This is a genomic window from Nocardia sp. NPDC055321, from assembly GCF_053645575.1.
In genome coordinates, this window is sequence record NZ_JBSHMS010000007.1 from 214,610 (window position 1) to 233,783 (window position 19,174).

General features: G+C 70.3%; 15 protein-coding genes and 1 tRNA gene. 12 read left to right on the plus strand and 4 right to left on the minus strand.

Translation table 11 applies throughout. The features are described from left to right. The first annotated feature begins 110 nt into the window (after positions 1–110). The 7 genes from ACWIGI_RS13975 to ACWIGI_RS14005 all read left to right on the plus strand — a co-directional run bounded on the left by ACWIGI_RS13975 (position 111) and on the right by ACWIGI_RS14005 (position 7,063). Entirely contained in the window at positions 111–1,892 is a 1,782-nt protein-coding gene (locus ACWIGI_RS13975; RefSeq protein ID WP_454202758.1) for an ABC transporter family substrate-binding protein, read from the plus strand. Continuing rightward, positions 1,889–2,815 carry an N-acetyl-1-D-myo-inositol-2-amino-2-deoxy-alpha-D-glucopyranoside deacetylase gene (gene mshB, locus ACWIGI_RS13980; protein ID WP_454202759.1) on the plus strand — a complete coding sequence of 309 codons (927 nt, stop codon included), beginning with the start codon at positions 1,889–1,891 and terminating at the stop codon, positions 2,813–2,815. The genes ACWIGI_RS13975 and mshB overlap by 4 nt, the downstream gene beginning before the upstream one ends. Positions 2,816–2,820: 5 nt before the next feature. Then, positions 2,821–2,979 carry a hypothetical protein gene (locus tag ACWIGI_RS13985; protein WP_354989252.1) on the plus strand — a complete coding sequence of 53 codons (159 nt, stop codon included), beginning with the start codon at positions 2,821–2,823 and terminating at the stop codon, positions 2,977–2,979. Next, positions 2,976–3,488: a hypothetical protein gene (locus tag ACWIGI_RS13990; RefSeq protein ID WP_454202760.1), complete on the plus strand. Its 513-nt coding sequence runs from the start codon at positions 2,976–2,978 to the stop codon at positions 3,486–3,488. The genes ACWIGI_RS13985 and ACWIGI_RS13990 overlap by 4 nt, the downstream gene beginning before the upstream one ends. A gap of 295 nt (positions 3,489–3,783) precedes the next feature. Beyond that, entirely contained in the window at positions 3,784–6,285 is a 2,502-nt protein-coding gene (locus ACWIGI_RS13995) for a nitrate- and nitrite sensing domain-containing protein (protein WP_454202761.1), read from the plus strand. Further along, a complete protein-coding gene (locus tag ACWIGI_RS14000; RefSeq protein ID WP_454202762.1) occupies positions 6,282–6,698 on the plus strand; it encodes a roadblock/LC7 domain-containing protein in 417 nt (138 codons plus the stop codon). The genes ACWIGI_RS13995 and ACWIGI_RS14000 overlap by 4 nt, the downstream gene beginning before the upstream one ends. Next, positions 6,695–7,063 carry a DUF742 domain-containing protein gene (locus tag ACWIGI_RS14005; RefSeq protein WP_454202763.1) on the plus strand — a complete coding sequence of 123 codons (369 nt, stop codon included), beginning with the start codon at positions 6,695–6,697 and terminating at the stop codon, positions 7,061–7,063. Before ACWIGI_RS14000 ends, ACWIGI_RS14005 begins: the two co-directional genes overlap by 4 nt. A 3-nt stretch (positions 7,064–7,066) precedes the next feature. Here ACWIGI_RS14005 and ACWIGI_RS14010 read toward each other — a convergent pair whose 3' ends face one another. Beyond that, complete coding sequence (locus ACWIGI_RS14010; RefSeq protein ID WP_454202764.1) at positions 7,067–9,022, minus strand: GMC family oxidoreductase; 1,956 nt, start codon at positions 9,020–9,022, stop codon at positions 7,067–7,069. A 250-nt stretch (positions 9,023–9,272) separates the two neighbouring features. Here ACWIGI_RS14010 and ACWIGI_RS14015 point away from each other — a divergent pair, with 250 nt between their 5' ends. Continuing rightward, entirely contained in the window at positions 9,273–9,740 is a 468-nt protein-coding gene (locus ACWIGI_RS14015; protein ID WP_454202765.1) for a carboxymuconolactone decarboxylase family protein, read from the plus strand. 167 nt (positions 9,741–9,907) lie between these two features. Here the strand turns inward: ACWIGI_RS14015 and ACWIGI_RS14020 are convergent, their stop codons facing one another. From ACWIGI_RS14020 to ACWIGI_RS14030, 3 genes are all read right to left on the minus strand, one after another. Then, entirely contained in the window at positions 9,908–12,127 is a 2,220-nt protein-coding gene (locus ACWIGI_RS14020) for a PH domain-containing protein (protein ID WP_454202766.1), read from the minus strand. After that, positions 12,124–12,660, minus strand: a complete 537-nt coding sequence (locus ACWIGI_RS14025; RefSeq protein WP_454202767.1) for a PH domain-containing protein — start codon at positions 12,658–12,660, stop codon at positions 12,124–12,126. Before ACWIGI_RS14025 ends, ACWIGI_RS14020 begins: the two co-directional genes overlap by 4 nt. 70 nt (positions 12,661–12,730) lie before the next feature. Continuing rightward, on the minus strand, positions 12,731–14,218 hold the full coding sequence (locus ACWIGI_RS14030) for a hypothetical protein (RefSeq protein WP_454202768.1): 1,488 nt from the start codon (positions 14,216–14,218) through the stop codon (positions 12,731–12,733). A gap of 276 nt (positions 14,219–14,494) precedes the next feature. Between ACWIGI_RS14030 and ACWIGI_RS14035 the strand changes: the two genes are divergently transcribed. From ACWIGI_RS14035 to ACWIGI_RS14050, 4 genes are all read left to right on the plus strand, one after another. After that, entirely contained in the window at positions 14,495–17,101 is a 2,607-nt protein-coding gene (locus ACWIGI_RS14035; RefSeq protein WP_454202769.1) for a bifunctional FO biosynthesis protein CofGH, read from the plus strand. A 257-nt stretch (positions 17,102–17,358) separates the two neighbouring features. Further along, positions 17,359–17,682: a ferredoxin gene (gene fdxA / locus ACWIGI_RS14040; protein ID WP_067572375.1), complete on the plus strand. Its 324-nt coding sequence runs from the start codon at positions 17,359–17,361 to the stop codon at positions 17,680–17,682. A gap of 8 nt (positions 17,683–17,690) precedes the next feature. After that, positions 17,691–18,797: a succinyldiaminopimelate transaminase gene (gene dapC / locus ACWIGI_RS14045; RefSeq protein WP_454202770.1), complete on the plus strand. Its 1,107-nt coding sequence runs from the start codon at positions 17,691–17,693 to the stop codon at positions 18,795–18,797. A gap of 89 nt (positions 18,798–18,886) precedes the next feature. Continuing rightward, a tRNA-Asp gene (locus ACWIGI_RS14050) sits at positions 18,887–18,960 on the plus strand. The last annotated feature ends 214 nt before the right edge of the window (positions 18,961–19,174 follow it).

The following is a 19,174-nucleotide window of genomic DNA, read 5'->3' on the forward strand; positions in this document are numbered from 1 at the left end:
GGCGACCCAAGTTGGGGATTTGTTTGTCCAGGGGCCTTTTTGAGGCGGGGGTCTCTCGCTGATTTCCGGCAATCGCCGGTGACCGGGTGCGGAAAGGGCGTTCAAGTAGAGTGCCGAACGTGAAGAGTGGGGCCCCTCGCAGGCGCGGGAAATGGCGCGTGGCGCTGGCCGCGGTGGCGACCGTGCTGACGGTCGCGACCGGCTGCACCGCCAATCCGCCGCCGCCCATCGAGAGCACGGACAGCCCGAAGACCACACCCGCCAAGCCGGGCAAGAATTCGGTCGTGGTGGCGGTGGACGACATCGGCATCGGGTTCAATCCGCATTTGCGCGCGCAGCAATCGCCCGCCGCCGCGGCGGTGTCGTCGATGGTGCTGCCGAGTCCTTTCCGGCCGGTGCCGACACCCGGGGTGCCCGGCGGGTCGGATTGGGTGCTCGATCCCGCGCTGATGGTGTCCGCGGAGGTGTCGTCGCTGGAGCCGTTCACCATCACCTACCAGATCAAGAACGAGGCGTCCTGGTCGGACGGCGCGCCCATCGCGGCCGAGGACTTCCGCTACCTCTGGCAGCAGATGATCACCCAGCCCGGCGTGGTGGATCCCGCGGGCTACCGGCTCATCTCCGATGTCAGCTCGTCCTCGGGCGGTAAGACCGTCACGGTCACCATGACCCAGGAGTACCCGGCCTGGCGGCAGCTGTTCACCGATCTACTGCCCCAGCACCTGGTGAAGGACTCCGGGTTCGAACAGGGCCTGGTCGACACCATTCGCATCTCCGGCGCGCAGTTCCGGATCAAGCTGGTCGATCGCGGCCGCGAGGAGATCCTGCTCGAGCGCAACGACCGGTACTGGGGCAAACCCGCTGTGCCGGACGAGATTCTGCTGCGCCGGGGCGGTACGCCCGCGCAGGTGGCCGAGTCACTGCGGGTCGGTGACGCGCAGATGGCGCTGGTGCACGGCGGCGTCGCGCTGCAGGCGCAGCTGGCGGCGATTCCCTCGGTGCGCACGGCGATCATGGCGCAGTCGCGCGAGATGCAACTCGTATTGAACGGGCGCAGTGGGGATCTCGGCGACGTGCGGGTGCGCCGCGCGGTGCTCTCGCTGCTGGATCCGGTGCTGCTCGCCACGGTGGGCGCGCAGACGGGCAGCTGGGTGGAACCGGCCCGGGCGCAGGTGCTCACGCCGTCGGATCCGGGGTACGTCCCGACCGCCCCGACTCGGATCAGCGCGGAGGAGGCGTTCACGCTGCTGGCCGAGGCCGGATTCGGCCGCGCCCCCGAGGCTCCGGCGTCGCTGTCGCCGACTTCGCCCGCGCCGCAACCGCGTCCGATCGCCAAGAACGGCAAGACGCTGACCATCCGGATCGGCGCGGTCGAGGGCGACGACTACACGCTCGCGGTCGCCAATACCGCCGCCGACCAATTGCGCAGTGCCGGAATCGATGTCATGGTGCGCAGCATCGCGGCCGCCGAGCTGTACGGCAAGGATGTGACCGAGGCCGGGGTGGACGCCATCGTGGGCTGGGAGCGGGCCGGTTCGGATCCGGCGACGGTGCTGGCCTCGCGCTACGGGTGCGCCCCCGTCACGGCCGCCGATGCCGGCGGCGACGGCGATTCGGACGTGGTGCAGGCCGCGAAGAAGGCCCCGTCGAACCTGTCCGGCGTCTGCGATCCGACCCTGCAGCCCGCCATCGAGACCGCGCTGCGCGGCGTCGACGCGGGCAAGGTGATCGCCGAGTCCGAACCCAAGCTCTGGGACCTGTGGACGGTGCTGCCGATCGTGCAGGACACCCAGGTCGCGGCGGCGGGTCCCCGGGTGGACGGCGCGTCGCTGAGCGGGGCCATCCAGGTCGGCGTCTTCGCCGACGCGGCGAACTGGCGGCGGCTGCCGTGAGCGCGGCGGGCGGGACCGGCGGGCTGCTGCTGGTGCACGCGCACCCGGACGACGAGACGATCACCACCGGCGGCACCATCGCGCACTACCGGCGGCTCGGCATTCCGGTGACGGTGGTGACCTGCACCCTGGGCGAGGAGGGTGAGGTCATCGGCGCGCGGTGGGCGCGGCTGGTCGCCGATCAGGCCGATCAGCTGGGCGGCTATCGCATTCTCGAATTGACAACGGCCCTGGCCGAATTGGATGCCGCCCCGCCGCGGTTCCTGGGCGGCGCGGGCCGCTGGCGGGATTCGGGGATGGCGGGCACCCCGGCCGCGCGCAACCCGCGCGCGTTCGTGAACTCCGGTCCGGAGGCGGTAGCGGAGCTGACCCGGATCCTGCTGGAGCTGCGCCCGCGCGTGGTGGTCGGCTACGACCCGCGCGGCGGCTACGGGCATCCGGATCACATCCGCGCGCACGAGATCACCACCGCGGCGGTGGAATCGGCCGCCGAGCGGGGCTGGGACACCCCGAAGACGTACTGGACCGTCACCGACGGCGCGGTGCTCGCCATGCACACCGAGGCGCTCAAGCGGCGCACGGTCGATCAGTTGCCCGGCGCGCTGCCGCGCGGCTGGCGGCTGCCGCACGACGGTGAATTGGCCTGTGTGCCACACGAATCGGTCACCACGGTGGTGGACGTGGCCGACGCGCTGCCGGCCAAGCGGGCCGCGCTGCGCGCGCACGCGACCCAGGTGACCCTCGCGTCCTCCGGTCGCGAGTTCGCGCTCTCGAACGACATCGCGCAGCCGGTGCTGCCGGAGGAGCACTACGTGCTGGTGCGGGGCGAGCGCGGGCCGGTCGGCGCAGATGGTCTCGAGCATGACCTGTTCGCCGGATTGGCGGACACTCCGGGGCCCGCCGCGGCCGAGATGAGACACTGACCCTCATGTACAACTGGGATCTGCAGAACGCGATCGCCGCGTTCGTCGAGAGCCAGCGCCCCAACTTCCAGGCGCAGCACGACCTGTACCTGACGGTGCTCTACGCCTTCGTCGACATGCAGAGCCACCTGTTGACCCTCCTCGGCTTCCCGCCGGTGCCGTGACCTCGGCCCTGAGCGCCCGCGTCGGGCGCACCGCGCGCGAGGGCGTGTTTCCGCTGGGCCTGGACCCGATGGGCGCGGCCATCGCCGGGCTGCTGGTGCTCGACGCGCTGATCACCCTCGTGCTCGAGGTGCTGTTCCTGCCCCTGTACATCGGTCAGGGCACCCTGCCGACGGCCGCGCCCGGGATGGGCGAGGCCGCCGCGCCGATCGCCTCCGGCGTGTCGACGGGTGCGATCGCCCTGCCGCTCTCGGCGCTGGCGGCGGCGGTCATCAATGTGCTGCTGGTGCACGGCATGGGCACGGTGTCGCCGAGTTTCGCGGCCATGTCGCTGCCGCTGAGCGCCTGGACGGTCGGCTTCGCGCTGATGATCTTCTCGGGTCCGGGCGGTGACATCATGCTGCTGCAGGACTGGCCGACCCTGGCGCTGCTGGTCGGCGGGCTGCTGCCCGCGGGTCTGTATCTGTACTGGCGCGCGACCGCGCACTACGCCGGCGAGAGCGGCCGCTGATCGCCGGACCGGCTGCCGATCGGGTGCCGCCGGTCGACCGGCAAGCCGTGTCCGGGCGCTGATCCATCGCGTGTGGCAATCGATCAGCGAATGCACTGACCGCCAAGTTGATTCGGTTCTGTAGTCGATTCGGGATGTTTCCGTTACTCTCCTCCAGACGAGGAAGCGTGACGAAAAGCTCATTTCGGGCGGATCGAAACGAGTTTAAAGGCGCGTCACGCGTTCGGGATCGGAAAGATTTTCAGTGGGCAGCTGGCACAACCTGCGCAAAACGCTTGGTACAACGTCCGATTCGATGGGCAAGGGTCTGCAGGGCCGGCTGGGCGTCCGGGTCCGGCTGCTGTCCATCGTGGTCATCTCCAGCGTCACCCTGCTGGCTATCGGCGGCGGCGCGGCCATATACCTGGTGAACGACGCGCACGAGGCCAAGGACTGGTCCGAACTGGCCAGCAGCACCACCGCGCCCGCGATTCTCATGGTCTCCGCCTTCGAGGAGGAGCGCCGGCTCTCGCTGCTGCGGCTGGTGGGCGACCCGGACGCCGCGGAGGCGCTCGTCGCCGCCAGGCAGCGCTCGGACGAGGCGCTGGCGGCGGTGAAGGAGAAGGGCGACATCGCCTCCGAGCTCAACCCGGACGGTGCCGTCAACGACGTCGAGGCCTTCTTCAAGCTCTTCTCGGCGATTCCGGGCGTGCGCGCCGGAGTGGACAGTCAGCAAACGCCGCCCGCGGACGTCTTCGCCTTCTTCACCTCGGTCATCGGCACGATCGTCGGCGCTTCGCTGCTGGCCGCGCGCGTCGCGCCGGACGCCAAGCTGAGTATGGAACTCAACCACGGGATCGAGGCGCTGCGCGCGGCCGAGGCGCTGTCGCAGGCCGACACCATGGGCGCGGTCGCGGTGATCACCGGCGAGTTCCCCGACATCGCGCTGCTGGAGTTCAGCCACCGGGTCGGCGAGTTCCGCAGTGAGGTGGCCTATTCCACGGTGGTGCTGCAGGGTAAGCGACTGGCGCAGCTGCAGGCCATCATGGCGAGTCCGGCCTGGCAGCAGGTCGTTGCCATGCAGGACGCGCTGCTGTTGCGCGGCGCCTTCTCCGCCAGTGCCGCGGCCGCCGAGAACGCGACCAAGCCCGAGAGCCGGACCCAGGACGCCAGAAGCCAGGACAAGACCAAAACCGAAGAGCCCGAACCGCTCCCGCTCACCGTCGCCGCCTGGCAGGAGGCATCCGGGCAGGTCAACGCCGGTTTGCAGAAGCTGTGGGAGGACCAGAGCCGCGACGCGCACGCCACCGCGCACCAGCAGAGCAACGACGCCACCCGTGATTCGCTGCTCGGCGGCGCGGGCGTGCTGCTCATCGCGGTGCTCGCCTTCCTGGCCGCCCTGGTGCTGGCCAACCGCTTCATCGCGCGTATGCGCCGATTGCGCGACGACACACTGGAATTGGCGACCGAGAAGATGCCGGAGCTGATGCAGCGGCTCGGCGCCGGCGAGGAACTCGATCCCTCGGCGGAGGTGGCGCGGCTGGACTTCGGCACCGACGAGCTCGGCGACGTCGCCGACGCCTTCAACCGCGCGCACGTGGTGGCCGTCGGCGCGGCGGTCGCCGAGGCCAAGACCCGCGCGGGCATCAACGCGGTGTTCCTGAACATCGCCCATCGCAGCCAGGTGGTGGTGCACCGCCAGCTCGCGCTGCTGGACCGGGCCGAGCGCGAGGAGCAGAACGCCGATCAGCTCGAATTGCTGTTCCAGCTCGATCATCTCGCGACCCGCGCCCGCCGCAACGCCGAGAACCTGATCATTCTCGGTGGCGAGCAGCCGGGCCGGCGCTGGCGAAATCCGGTGGCGCTGCTGGATCTGGTGCGCGGCGCGGTCGCGGAGAGCCTGGACTACACCAGGATCGAGACCGGCCGCATGCCCGAGGTGCGGGTCGCCAGCCACGCGGTCGCGGACATCATCCATCTGCTGGCCGAACTGACGGACAACGCCACCGCGTGCTCGCCGCCCGAATCCATGGTCACCGTCACCGGTTTGGTGGTCGGGCGCGGCGTCGTCGTGGAGATCACCGACCAGGGCCTGGGAATGTCCGAGGCCGAGTACGCCGACCGCAACGCGATGCTGGCGAATCCGCCGGACTTCAGCGTCGCGACGCTGTCCGGCAATACCCGCCTCGGTCTGTTCGTGGTGGCGAAACTGGCGTCGCGGCACGGTGTCTCGGTGCGGCTGGTGGAATCGGTGTACAGCGGGTGCCGCGCCATCGTGCTGATCCCGCAGGTGCTGATCGAGGGCGGCAGGCATCACCCGCCGGTGCAGGCGCCGCCGGGCACCGGGCGCAACGGGGTGACCGAACTGCGCGATCCCGGTGTGAACAGCCTGACCTCGCTGGCCGCGCTGGCGGACGCGGTCACCACCGGGTCGCTGCCCGTGCTGGCGCAGCCGCCGGTATCGCGGCCGCCGCTGTGGGAGACCGGAACCGAGGTCATCGTGCCCGCCGAACCGGTCGCGGCTGCGCCCGCGTCCGCACCGGCGAGTGGGCGCCCGGAGCTGCCGCGCCGCAACCGCCAGGCGCACCGCAGCCCGATCGCGCACGCCGCTCCCGTCGCGCCCGCCGCACCGGGGGAGCCTGCCGCCGGTGCCGCTGCCGCTGCCGCGCAACCGATCCCGCCCGCCGCGCAGCCGTCCGCGTACGTACCCCCGCGTCAGCGCACCGCGGAGGAAGCGCGCAATCTCATGAGCGCGATCGCCAAGGGCACCCGGCAGGGCCGGCAGCCGCGCGTCGAACCAGAGAAAGGGCCACAATGACCACCTCCCAGCGAATCGATCTCGGCTGGCTGCTAGACGAATTGGTCAACGGCCTGACCGACGCGCAGTGCGCGGTGCTGCTGTCCACCGACGGGCTGCTGCTGGGTTCCTCGGCGGGGCAGGAGCGGGCGGACGCGGAGCGGTTCGGCGCGATGGCCTCGGCCCTGCACAGTCTGGCCCGCAGCGCCGGGCAGCACTTCAACGCGGGCGGGGTGTGCCAGACGGTCGTGGAACTGGATCAGGCGGTGCTGTTCATCACCGCGGCGGGGGAGAACGCCTGTATGGCGCTCTTGGCTTCGGAGACAGCCGATATGGGGTTGGTGGCCTACGAGATGAATCAGACCGTGCAACGAGTCGGCAGCCATCTGTCGGTTGACCCGCGCAGCAACGCGGGCGGCGCCCAGCATCCATGAACGAGCCGCGCGAGCACTGGTACGAGGACGAGGCCGGGCCCCTGGTCCGCCTCTACGCCCTGACGCGCGGCCGGAGTACGGCCGAGCGTCCCGAACTCAGCGTCACCACGCTGGTGGTCGACGTGGAGCGCGGAAAGCCGTTGCGGCGCACCGAGCCCGAGTACGCCGCCATCGTGCGGCTGTGCCGGACCGCGCTGTCGGTGGCGGAGGTGTCGGCGCATCTGAACCTGCCGCTGACGGTGACCAAACTGCTCATCGGCGATCTCATCGACGACGGCAGGCTGCTCTTCCGCTCGCCGCCCACGGGCAACAGCACCGATATGGGGCTGTTGACCGCGGTGCTGGAGGGCATTCGGGCCATGTAGGGCTCAGCTCAGGCGCGCGGCCAGGCGGGTGGCGTTCATGTAGGCGATGGCCTCGATGCTCACCATGGGGTTGACGCCGGGGGCGGTGGGGAAGCTGGAGCCGTCCGCGACGACGATGTTGGACACCTCCCAGGTCGCACCGTCCGGATCGGTGGCCGACATGTCCGCGGAGCCGCCCATGCGGGCCGAGCCCATGATGTGCAGGGCGCCCATGGCGCATCGGCCCGGACCGTAGCCGGCCGCCTTGGCGGCGGCGTCGAATTCGGCGTGCGAGCCGCGCACGCCGGGCTCGTAGGACACCCCGGCCTGATGGCCGGAGAAGATGCGCTTCGCGCCCGCGGCTTCGAGAAGCTCGGCCGCGCCGACGATTCCGGTGTGGAAGTGCGCGGCGTCGTAATCCGAGATCTGGTACTTCACGATCGGCTCGCCCGAGCCGTCGACGCTCACGGTGCCCGAATCGCGGTCCCGGGTGATGACGCCGATGGCGTTGGAGCGGGCGAAGTCGAGCATGGTGGCGCGGTGCTGCTCCGCGCCGCGCCAGCTCATGAAACCGGTGGCCAGGCCCGGGTGCAGCGGGCCGGTCTCGTAGATGACGCCGTAGCCCTTGCCGTCCAGATCGGCGTGCCTGCGGCTGATCCGGGTCTGCAGACCGCCTTCCCAGGCGCGGATCTCGTCGTCGAAGACGCCGAAGACGGCGCCGGCGGGGTGCAGGCGCAGGTGCCTGCCGATGTTCTTGTTCTTCAGGCCCGAGCGGTGCAGCAGCGCCGGGGTCTGAATCGCGCCCGCCGCCACGACCACCGCGCGGGCGTTGACGGTGATCTCCGCGCCGCCGGAGGTGAGCGCCGACACCGCTTCGGCCCGGCCGTTCTTCACCACGACGCGGCGCACGTTGGCATCGACCACCAGGCGCGCGCCCGCGGCGGCGGCGTCCGAGAGCCAGGTCTTGGTCACCGACTGCTTGGCGCCCAGGCGGCAGCCGTAACCGCAACGGCCGCACTCGGTTCCGGCGTCGCACGCGTCGGAGACGTTGCGCGGCAGGGTGTCGATGTCCCAGCCGAGGGCCTGCGCGCCGCGTTCGAGGACGCCGTCGCGCGCGGACAGCGGTGAGCGGTCGGTCGTGACGCCGATGCGCCGGGACACCACGTCCAGCGCGTCGCCGAACTCGGCCTCGGCGAATTGCTTCGCGCCCAGCTCGGCCCATTCCGCGCGCACGCCGTCCGGGGTCGGCAGCGAGGTGCTCCAGTTGACGACGGTGCCGCCGCCCAGGCAGGTGCCGGCGACCAGGGTGATCTGTCCCTCGGCGGACGAGGGCGGGCCCGGGGCGTACATGTCGGTGATCGCGGCGAGCTCGCCGGAGCCGAAATCGCGGTCGTCGTAGTAGTTTCCGCGTTCGAGCACGATGACGTCGAGGCCGGCCGCGGCCAGGACCGCGGCGGCGGTGCCGCCGCCCGCGCCGGAGCCGACGATCACCACATCGCAGGTGAGCGTGGTGGATTCGGTGAAGCGCAGCGGGGAGAGCGCCGGTTGCGGCGCGGTGGGCAGCGCGCCCGCCGGAGCCGGGTAGCCGATCTCCTTCCACAGCGGATTGACGCCGGTGGGACCGGGAGTCACGTTGTAGGACAGCAGGGCCGCGCCCTTGAGCGCCTGGAAGATGGCGCGCACGGGAGCCAGCGAGGAATCGCCGAGACGCAGCAGGGCGGCTTCGCGCTGCTCCTGCGACAGGGTCGAGAACTTGCGCGGGCCGTTGCCCGTCAGCAGGCCGGTCAGGCGCGAATCCCACAGGCCGAGCAGCATGGCCAGCTGCTTCTTGTCCGCCTCGCGGGGGTTGCGCCCCAGGATCCGGAAGATCGTGTCGACCGCGCCGAGTTCCGAGGCGGGCGGCAGGGTCAGTCCGTCGCCCGGCAGGAACGTATCGCAGATCATGCCCAGTGCCGCCCGCTGCCCGGCCGTTGGTTCCATGACGAAAATCCACCCTTCGTAAAGCTCGGGTGATTTGTACCACAGTGATAGGAATGGCCGCTCACCAACTCGCAGTTCGAGCTGGTGGAACCCGGTGAAGAAATAGTGAATCACCGATTACATCAGGCGTGATTCCACCCGGCCTCGGCGTGCTGTGTCCGGCGTCACATCCCACCCTATGTCACACCCCGTCCCGCCGCGTCGTCCCCTTCACGTAGCCGACGAACAACCTCGCAGAGAAGAGCAGACGATGACCCGCTTCGCCCTGTACGCCAACGAGATCGCCGCCAAGTTCAACAAGCGCCTGGTGACCGCCGCCCGTGTGATCGACGAGTCGCCGCTGCCCAAGCCGACCCAGGAACTGGTGAAAATCCGTGCCTCGCAGATCAACAGCTGCGGCATGTGCCTGGACATGCACACCAAGGACGCGGTGCACGCCGGTGAGACCCCCGTCCGCCTGGCCCTGATCGCGGCCTGGCGCGAGTCCACCGTGTTCACCGACGCCGAGCGCGCCGCCCTGGCCCTCACCGAGGAGGGCACCCGCCTGGCGGACAACTCCCACGGGATCTCCGAGGACACCTGGTCCCAGGTCCGCAAGCACTACGACGACGACCAGATCGGCGCGCTGATCTCCCTGATCGCCACCATCAACGCCTGGAACCGCTTGAACGTGATCGCGGGGATGACGGGTGGTGAGTACGTGCCCGGCCAGTGGTGAGCCCCGCGTCGTTCCGCGAATCAAGGCCCGGCACAGGATCTTTCGGTCCGCCGCCGGGCCTCGTTCGTTCCGTAGTCAGGCGAAGCGATCGTGCGCTGGCCTCCGGCGGCGCGCAGCTGGATAGCGGCCGTGCCGTAGATCGCTGGGGAGCAATGGTTTTCGGGTGGTCAGCGGCTCCCGAGCTGGCCCGGTGTCACCGCCTCGATGAGCGGCCACGCCTCGGCCAGCGGGATGTCGATGATGTGATACCGCTTCTTGCCCGCCGCCGACGCCGCGGTGACGGTCGCGAGCCCCACTCGTCGCTGGAACCAGCTCTGGCGGACGGTCCAGCCGATGACGCCGGGGGCTTCGAGGCAGTCGCGGTCGCGGTCCAGCGACCCGCTGCGGGTGATGAGCCAGGTCGGCTTGCCGTGCGCGGCGGGTACGACCGCGTGCCCGAGGCCCCGGTACCTGTCCCAGGCCAGCGCGATGGCGATCGGCACGGCGAGCAGGTTCAGCGCCCAGATCCACGCCGGGATATGCACGCCCGCAAGCGATAGCACGAGCAGGACGCCGGCAACGGTGCCCACCGGCGACAGCGCCCGTGTGTACCGCCGCCGGTGTGCGGCGGGTCCGTGCGGTGTCAGCTCCACGGCGACCGGCGCCGGCGCGGCGAGCTCGCCCGGCCCGAGCTCGGCCGCGCACGCCTGCGCCGGGAAGGTCGCCGAATCGGCACCGGCGCCGGCGATTACGCCCGCTCGATTCCGATCGGTCGCGCTGCCGGGTGAGGTGTCGATTCCAGGTGCGTCGTCGATCCCGGATGCGGTGGTGGACCCGGGCGGTGTGCCGAGTCCGGATGTGTCGCTCGCTCCGAGCGTGACGTCGGTTGCGGCAGTGTCGCTCCCGGCCGGGGCTGCGGCCGCGGGCGCAGCGGCATTCGTGGTGGCGGTGTGCTTCGCCGGGTCACCCGCGTCCACGCGGGCCGTATCGTCCAGCAGGTGGGCGAGGGTGTGGTCCACGGCCTCGCGGGGGGCCTGGGGGAGGAGTTTCTGGCGGGGGTCGGCGCCGGTCATGATCGCTTCGAGCTCGGCGGCGCCGGCCCAGCGCAGCAGCAGGGGCTCGTTCACCGTCGCGCCGCGCAGGCGGGCCAGGTCCAGGGTGATCTGGCGGGTGGTGAACAGGCCGTGGCGGATGTGCAGGGTCGCGCCGTCGTCGACCACGCGCAGGTCGTGGTAGGTGGCCAGGTAGCGGGCGCAGGCGGCGAGGCTGACGATCAGCACCAGCGCGACGATCAGGGCGGCGACCGCGAGCGCGATGATCTGCACGCCACCGTTTTCCACACCCCGCACGGCGTCGGAGTCGAAGATGACCCCGGCGATGCCGTACTGGAACGCCAGGCCGACGATGGGCGCGATGATGGCGAAACCGGTCAGCGAGAGCGGCGCGTAGCGCACCCATTCGCGCCGCCAGTGCGCGATCTCGACCGGCTCGCGGGTGGGCGGCGCCGGGGTCTCCGCGCCGGGCAGCGTGACCGCCGTCCCCGGCTCGCCGCCGGAAACCTGTTCGGGTGCGGGCGCTTCCGCGCCGCCCCGGGTGTGCGCCAGCAGCTCGGTGCGCAGGTGCGGCACCAGTTTCGCGTCCAGCGAGTCGAGCTTGAACTGGTCCCCGCGCTCGGCCTGCTGTCCGGTGCCGATGGACAGCACCGCCAGTCCCAGCGCCCGGTGCAGCAGATCGGCTTCCACGTCCACCGACCGCACCCGGTTGCGCGGCACCGAAAGCCGTTTGCGCTGAATGAGTCCCGTGCGCAGTTCGACGTTGTCCGGCGTGATCCGGTAGGTGGTGGTGAACCACCGCGTCACCGCGACCACGACGATCGCCCCCACGACGACCAGGCTCCACACCGGGCTGTCCGCCCGCGCCCCCGCGATCAGCGAGGCCAGCAACACCGGAATGAACCGGATCAACTCGGTGACCGGATGCACCAGCAGCATGCGCCGGTCCAGCCGCTCCCAGGTCTCCGCGCCCCCGCCTATCCCGCCGGGACCACCAGGCCCGGCGTAGCCGATCGCGGCCGAATCGCCCTGCCCGCCCGCGCTACTCGGCGTCGCCGGACCGCCGGGCGGTGCCACGCCCGCGGCTGCGACCGGACCGCCGGTGCCGGTGTGACTCCACGGTGCGGCCGCGGCGCTCGCGGCTGGGGGATGTGCTGCCGAATCGCCCTGCGCGCCCGAGTGACCCGGTGCGGACGAGTCGCCCGGGATGCCGGCCACGGTCGCCGCGCCCGACGCGGGCGGGACGATCGGCGCCGCCGGGCCGGTGTGCGGGGCAGCTGTATTCGGGGTTCGAGTCGCATCGCCGCCGGGAGCGTCCGCCGGGGCCGGGTGATCGGGGTCGGGGACGGAGGTCATGTGGCGTCGCCCCGGTGGCGGGCGGCGATCTCGGTCAGGTGGGTGACGGTGGCGCGGGCGTCGGCCAGTTCCAGGGCGCTGATGTGTACCGCGCCCGCGGAGGAGGCGGTGGTGACCGTGACGGTCGCCAGGCCGAGGAGGCGTTCGAGGGGGCCGCGGTAGGTGTCGACCGTTTGCACGCGGGTGATGGGGGCGACGCGGCTCTCCTGGGTGAACCAGCCGGTGCGGGTGTAGACGGCCTCGTCGGTGATCTCCCACCGGTGCACCGCGTAGCGCCACCACGGCACCACGGCGATGTTGAATACCGTTGCCGCGAGCATGATTCCGAGCACGATCAGCTGCACCGTGCGTCTGTCCGGATCCAGCAGCATCCACACCAGCACGGCGAGGATCGGGAACACCCACGACAGGATCGCGCTCAGCGCCCACAGCAGTTTGGCGCGCGGGCTGGGCCGCCGGGCGGGATCCGCGAGGATGCCGCCGGGGGCGGTCGACGTGCCGCCTGCGGCGGTGGGCTCGGACATGCCTGCCATGCTTGCACGATTACCCGCCCGGGCGGGGTTGATACAAGCCGCGCGGTCCCTTTTCGGCAGGGTTCGAGCGTCAGCGCGCGGTGATCCGGAAGAACCCGCTCAGCGTGCCCTGGTACTGGATCTGCCCGGGCGCGATCGTCCCGACCATCTGCAGGGTGTCCTGGATGATGCTCGCGCCGATGGTCTGCTCGGCCTCGACCTTGCCGGTGGCCGCGTCGATCACCGTGTACTTGTACGAGTCGGTCACCGCCCCCGCGCTGCCGGACCCGCCGCCGCTGCCGGTGCCCAGGCTGCCCGAGCCGCCGCTGCCGGAGCCGAACGGCCCGCGCCGGGTGATGGTGTAGATCTTGCCGTCGGCGACCGAGAGTCGCGGGACCGCGGCCGAGGGCACGTCGATGGTCCACACCACCGAGCAGCCCGAGCCGGTCACGTCGATCCGGGTCATGCCGCCGGTGAAGGCCGCGCTCTCGGGCTGACTGGGCCCGGCGTTGGCCGGCAGTTGCGGGTAGGGATAGCCGTAGGTGCTCGCCACGAAGACGCTGTTGCCGGTGGCGACGGGCGAGTTCTCGGTGCCGTTGATCGCCGGGATCGAGCACACGGTCGCGCCGGTCACCGTGTCGAACACCAGCAGGTTCTCCTTGTTCGCGGCGTTGTCGGTGATGGCCAGGTATTCGGTGCCGCTGCCGGGCCCGAAGAAGGTCGGTGTCGCGCCGCTGCCCCAGCTGAGCTGGCCGGGCTTGCGGGCCGGGCCGCGGTCGTAGGCCTGGCGCCACAGCACGCGCGGGTTGCCCGCGGCGTCGGCGTCCACCAGGTACAGCGCGTGCGAGGTCGCGATGGCCACGCCCTCGGGCGCGCTGGAGATGCTGTTGGCCACCGACTCACCCGGTCCGAGCAGGATCGCCTTGGCCGTGCCGGTCGCCGGATCCACGAATCCGGCGGCGGCGTTGTCGGTCGCGAACCACACCCGGCCGTCGTAGTCGGGCATCACCGAGCTCACCGCGTCGCAGCTGCCGCCGCCGCAGTGCGCGGTAACCGCCTGGGAGACATTGGTTCTCGAGGTGATCGACAGTTTCCACCGGCCGTCGGCCCCGCGCTCGTGCCCGATCCGCAGCAGATCCCCGCTGCCGTCCACGGTGACCATGCGGTCCTGCTCGTCGAGGTAGGCGTACACGCCGCCGAGCAGACTGCCCTTGGCGAGATCGAGCGAGGCCAGCGTGTCGCCGTTGGCGGGATCGAGCAGGTAGACGGTCGGCGCGCGGTCGATCATCTTGGTGCACAGCGCCTGTGGGATGCCGTCCGCGCCCTGCAGGATGGTCGGGCAGGCGGCGGCGAGTTCGTGGAAGTCCGCGCGCACGGTCACCGGCCCGGGCCCGGGGAAGGGCGTGGCGTCCGAGGAGGCGGCGTCGCCGTGCATGGTCGCGGTGCCGAGCGGGCCGAGGTACGGATTGGCCGGGGGTAGCGGACCGAATGCCGCCGCGGCCGATCCGTTGGCGATGGTCAGCGTCAGCGTCGCGGCGGCCGCCAGCGACGCGCTCGCGCGGCCGAGTCTCTCGAACACGGATTCCCCGTTTCGTCATTCCCGGGCGATACGGCCCGAGCCCTGCGTATGAGCGTGAATGCGAATATTCGCATCGATGGATGCGATTAATCGTGCCGGACACCATAGAAGAGCAGGTCAACCCTGGCAAGGTTTTGTACCGTTCGGCTTGTCACGCCGTGCCGCCGGGCTTCGGGTGGGTCAGAATATCGCCGGGCTCGCGACGGAATAGCGTGCCGGTACCACCGGTTGCCAGCTTCTATGGCACCCGAGTCGGATCAGTCGGATGGATGGCGCATGATCGAAGACGTGACGGATCTACCGAACCCGAGTCCGCCCGCACCGGCGCCGAGCCCCGCGGGCATGCGCCGGGCACTGCGGCGCGCCCGTGACGGGGCCACCCTGAACCTCGACGAGGCGGTGGTGCTGCTGCAGGCGCGCGGCGCCGATCTGGTGGATCTGTGTACCTCGGCCGCGCGGGTGCGCGACGCGGGGCTCCGCGAGACCGGGTATGCGGGCGAGACCCTCCCGATCACCTACTCTCGCAAGGTTTTCATCCCCCTCACCCATCTGTGCCGGGACAGGTGCCACTACTGCACCTTCGTCACCGTGCCCGGCAAGCTGCGCGCCCAGGGTCGCGGCATGTACCTCGAACCCGACGAGGTTCTCGAGATCGCGCGCAAGGGCGCCGAACTCGGTTGCAAGGAAGCGCTTTTCACCCTCGGTGATCGCCCGGAGGAGCGCTGGCCCGAGGCGCGCCAGTGGCTGGACGAGCGCGGCTACGACTCCACCCTGGATTACGTGCGCGCCATGTCGATCCGGGTTCTCGAGGAGACCGGCCTACTGCCGCACCTGAATCCGGGTGTGATGACGTGGGCCGAACTGTCCCGCCTCAAGCCGGTGGCCCCGTCCATGGGCATGATGCTGGAGACCACCTCCACCCGGCTGTTCACCGAACCCGGTCAGGCGCACTACGGCAGCCCCGACAAGGATCCGGCGGTGCGCCTGCGCGCGCTCACCGACGCCGGTCGGCTCTCGGTGCCCTTCACCACCGGCATCCTGATCGGCATCGGCGAGAATCTCGTCGAGCGGGCCGAGTCGATCATGGCGATTCGCAAGTCGCACAAGGCTTTCGGACACGTACAGGAGGTGATCGTGCAGAACTTCCTGGCCAAGCACGACACCGCCATGCGCGACACCCCCGATGCCGATCTCGAGGAATTCCGCGCCGCCATCGCGGTGTCCCGGCTGCTGCTCGGGCCGAAGATGCGCATCCAGGCCCCGCCGAACCTGGTCTCGCTCGCGGAGTGCCGCGCCCTGCTGGACGCCGGCATCGACGACTGGGGCGGGGTCTCCCCGCTCACCCCCGATCACGTGAATCCCGAACGCCCCTGGCCGAATCTGGACACTCTGGCCGAGGTCACCGCCGCCGCCGGCTACGTGCTGACCGAACGCCTGACCGCGCATCCGAAGTACGTGCTGGCCGGCCACCCGTGGATCGACCCGCGGGTCTCGCGGCACGTGGCCGCGCTCGCCGATCCGACGACGGGTCTGGCGCGCACCGTGAATCCCACCGGCCTGCCCTGGCAGGAGCCGGACCACGACTGGGAGTCGGTCGGCCGCGTCGATCTCAACACCGCCATCGACTCCGAGGGCCGCAACACCGAATCCCGCAGCGACTCCGCGCTCGGCAACGACGGGCTCGGCGCGTTCGGCGACTGGGAGACCATTCGCGAGCAGGTGAAGGAGCTGGCGGTCGCCGCCCCCGAACGCTTCGACTCCGATGTGCTCGCCGCGCTGCACGCCGCGGAGAAGGATCCGGCCGGGCTCACCGACGATCAGTATCTGGCGCTGGCCACCGCGGACGGCCCGGCGCTGGAGGCGATCACCGCGCTGGCCGATCAGCTGCGCCGCGACACGGTCGGTGACGATGTGACCTACATCGTGAACCGCAATATCAACTTCACCAATATCTGCTACACCGGCTGCCGATTCTGCGCGTTCGCGCAGCGCAAGGGTGACGCCGACGCCTTCACCCTGAGCGCGTCCGAGGTCGCCGACCGCGCCTGGGAGGCGCACGTCGAGGGCGCGACCGAGATCTGCATGCAGGGCGGCATCGACCCGGAACTGCCGGTCACGGGATACGCGGATCTGGTGCGGGCGATCAAGGCGCGGGTGCCGGACATGCACGTGCACGCGTTCAGTCCCATGGAGGTCGTCAACGGGGCTTCGCGCGGTGGGCAGAGCATCCGCGACTGGCTCTCGGCGCTGAAAGAGGCCGGGCTGGACACCATCCCGGGCACCGCGGCGGAGATCCTCGACGACGAGGTGCGCTGGGTTCTCACCAAGGGCAAGCTGCCCACCTCGGCCTGGATCGAGGTCATCACGACCGCGCACGAACTCGGCATCCGGTCCAGTTCGACCATGATGTACGGGCACGTCGACAATCCGAAGCACTGGGTCGGGCACCTGCGCGTGCTGCGCGGAATCCAGGACTCCACGGGCGGTTTCACCGAGTTCGTCCTGCTGCCCTTCGTGCATCAGAGCGCTCCGTTGTACCTGGCCGGGGCCTCGCGCCCGGGTCCGACGGTGCGGGACAACCGGGCCGCGCACGCGCTGGCGCGGATCATGCTGCACGGGCGGATCCACAACATTCAGACCAGCTGGGTGAAGCTCGGCACCGCGGGCACCCGGCTGATGCTGAACGGCGGCGCGAACGATCTGGGCGGAACCCTCATGGAGGAGACCATCTCCCGCATGGCCGGTTCCGAGCACGGTTCGGCCAAGACCGTCGAGGAGCTGACCGAGATCGCGACGGGTATCGGCAGGCCGGTGCGCCAGCGCACCACCACCTACGGTGTGCCGCAGCACACTTCGGTGAAATCCTCGCTGGCGCTAGGCTGAGGGGAGCCCGCCCGGCGCCCGTGGCGGACGGTGAACAGCCGCTGTCGCGCGCCCGCGCCGGGATTCGGGGCTCCCGCCGGCCGAGGTGAGCCGGTGCGGGACGGCGAGGTCCCGGGTCGTGAGCACCGCGAACCATCCGCAGCGTCGCGGAGGGTGAAGTTAGGGTTGGCTGACCAGGAGTATTGTTACAGCGCCGGGATACTGTTTCGCGGGGCGGACTATCCCGCAGGGTGTGAGGACAGACTAGGAGAGCGGCAGTGCCGTACATCATCGCTGAACCGTGCGTTGACGTGAAGGACAAGGCGTGCATCGAGGAATGCCCCGTGGATTGCATCTACGAGGGTGGTCGCATGCTGTACATCCAACCGGACGAGTGCGTGGACTGTGGTGCGTGTGAGCCGGTCTGTCCGGTGGAGGCGATCTTCTACGAGGACGACACCCCGGATCAGTGGAGCGGTTACGTGAACGCCAACGTCGAGTTCTTCGACGATCTGGGTTCGCCCGGCGGCGCGACCAAGGTCGGCAAGGTCGACTACGACCCGCCGTTCATCGCCGCGCTACCGCCCATGGCCGCGGAGTAGGCACGACCTTGAGTACGCGTGGCCGGGTCAGTGCGCTGCTACCCGATTTCCCCTGGGACACCATCGCTTCGGTGAAGGCGAAGGCCGCTTCGCATCCGGACGGGATCGTGGATCTGTCCGTCGGCACCCCCGTCGACCCGGTCGATCCGCTGATCCAGCGGGCGCTGAGCGCGGTGGCGGCGGTACCCGGCTATCCGACCACGCACGGCACCCCGGAATTGCGGGAAGCCGTTGTGGCCGCGCTGAAACGGCGTTTCGGCATCACCGGCATCGCCGCCGACGCGGTGCTGCCGGTGATCGGCACCAAGGAGCTGATCGCCGGACTGCCGCGCACGCTCGGCCTGGGCGCCGAGGATCTGGTGGTGATCCCGGAGATCGCTTACCCGACCTACGAGGTGGGCGCGCTGCTGTCGGGTTCGCGGATCCTGCGCGCGGACGGGGTCACGCGGCTCGGCCCGGAATCCCCGGCGCTGATCTTCCTGAACTCGCCGTCCAATCCGACCGGCAAGGTGCTCGGGGTCGAGCATCTGCGCAAGGTGGTCGAGTTCGCGCGCGAGCGCGGTGCGATCCTGGCCTCGGACGAGTGCTACCTCGGGCTGCCCTGGGAGGGCCGGGCGGTCTCGATCCTCGATCCGGAGGTGAGCGACGGTGATCACACCGGGCTGCTCGCGATCCACTCCCTTTCCAAGACTTCGAATCTCGCGAGTTACCGCGCCGGCTTCGTGACCGGTGATCCGGCGCTGGTGGCCGAGCTGCTCGAGGTGCGCAAGCACTCGGGCATGATGCTGCCGTTCCCGATCCAGGCGGCCATGACCGCGGCCCTGGGCGACGACAACCACGAGGCGATCCAGCGCGAGCGCTACCGGGCCCGTCGCGAGGTGCTGCGAAAGGCGCTGCAGGACGCCGGTTTCCGGATCGACGACTCCGAGGCCGGACTGTACCTGTGGTCTACCCGCGACGAGCCGGGGCGCACCACCCTGGACTGGCTGGCCGAGCGCGGCATCCTGGCCGCGCCGGGCGAGTTCTACGGACCCCGTGGGGCACAGCACGTCCGGATCGCGCTGACCGCCACCGACGAGCGCATCGCCACCGCCGCCGATCGGCTGCTGAGCTAGTCCGGTCTCGTGACCAGCTGATTTCATGTACCGGCCGGGTGCGTGATACTGTTTGCGACGTCGCCAGGCCGGATGGCCTGCTTCGGTAAGGCCCTGTGGCGCAGTTGGTTAGCGCGCCGCCCTGTCACGGCGGAGGTCGCGGGTTCGAGTCCCGTCAGGGTCGCAGTATCCGGAAAGGCCGCGAGCATTGCTCGCGGTCTTTTCTGTATTTCCGGGCCGGGCCGCCGAGATGTGCGCGCCGCCCGCGCTGCCGAGTTCTCGCACGCGATCCGCCGGTATTTCGCACCCGCTGTCGCGAGTTTTCGCATGCAAGACTCACTTTGTTAGCCATCGTCATGAACGACACGCTGTGTCGACTCGCCGATAGATATGTTCAG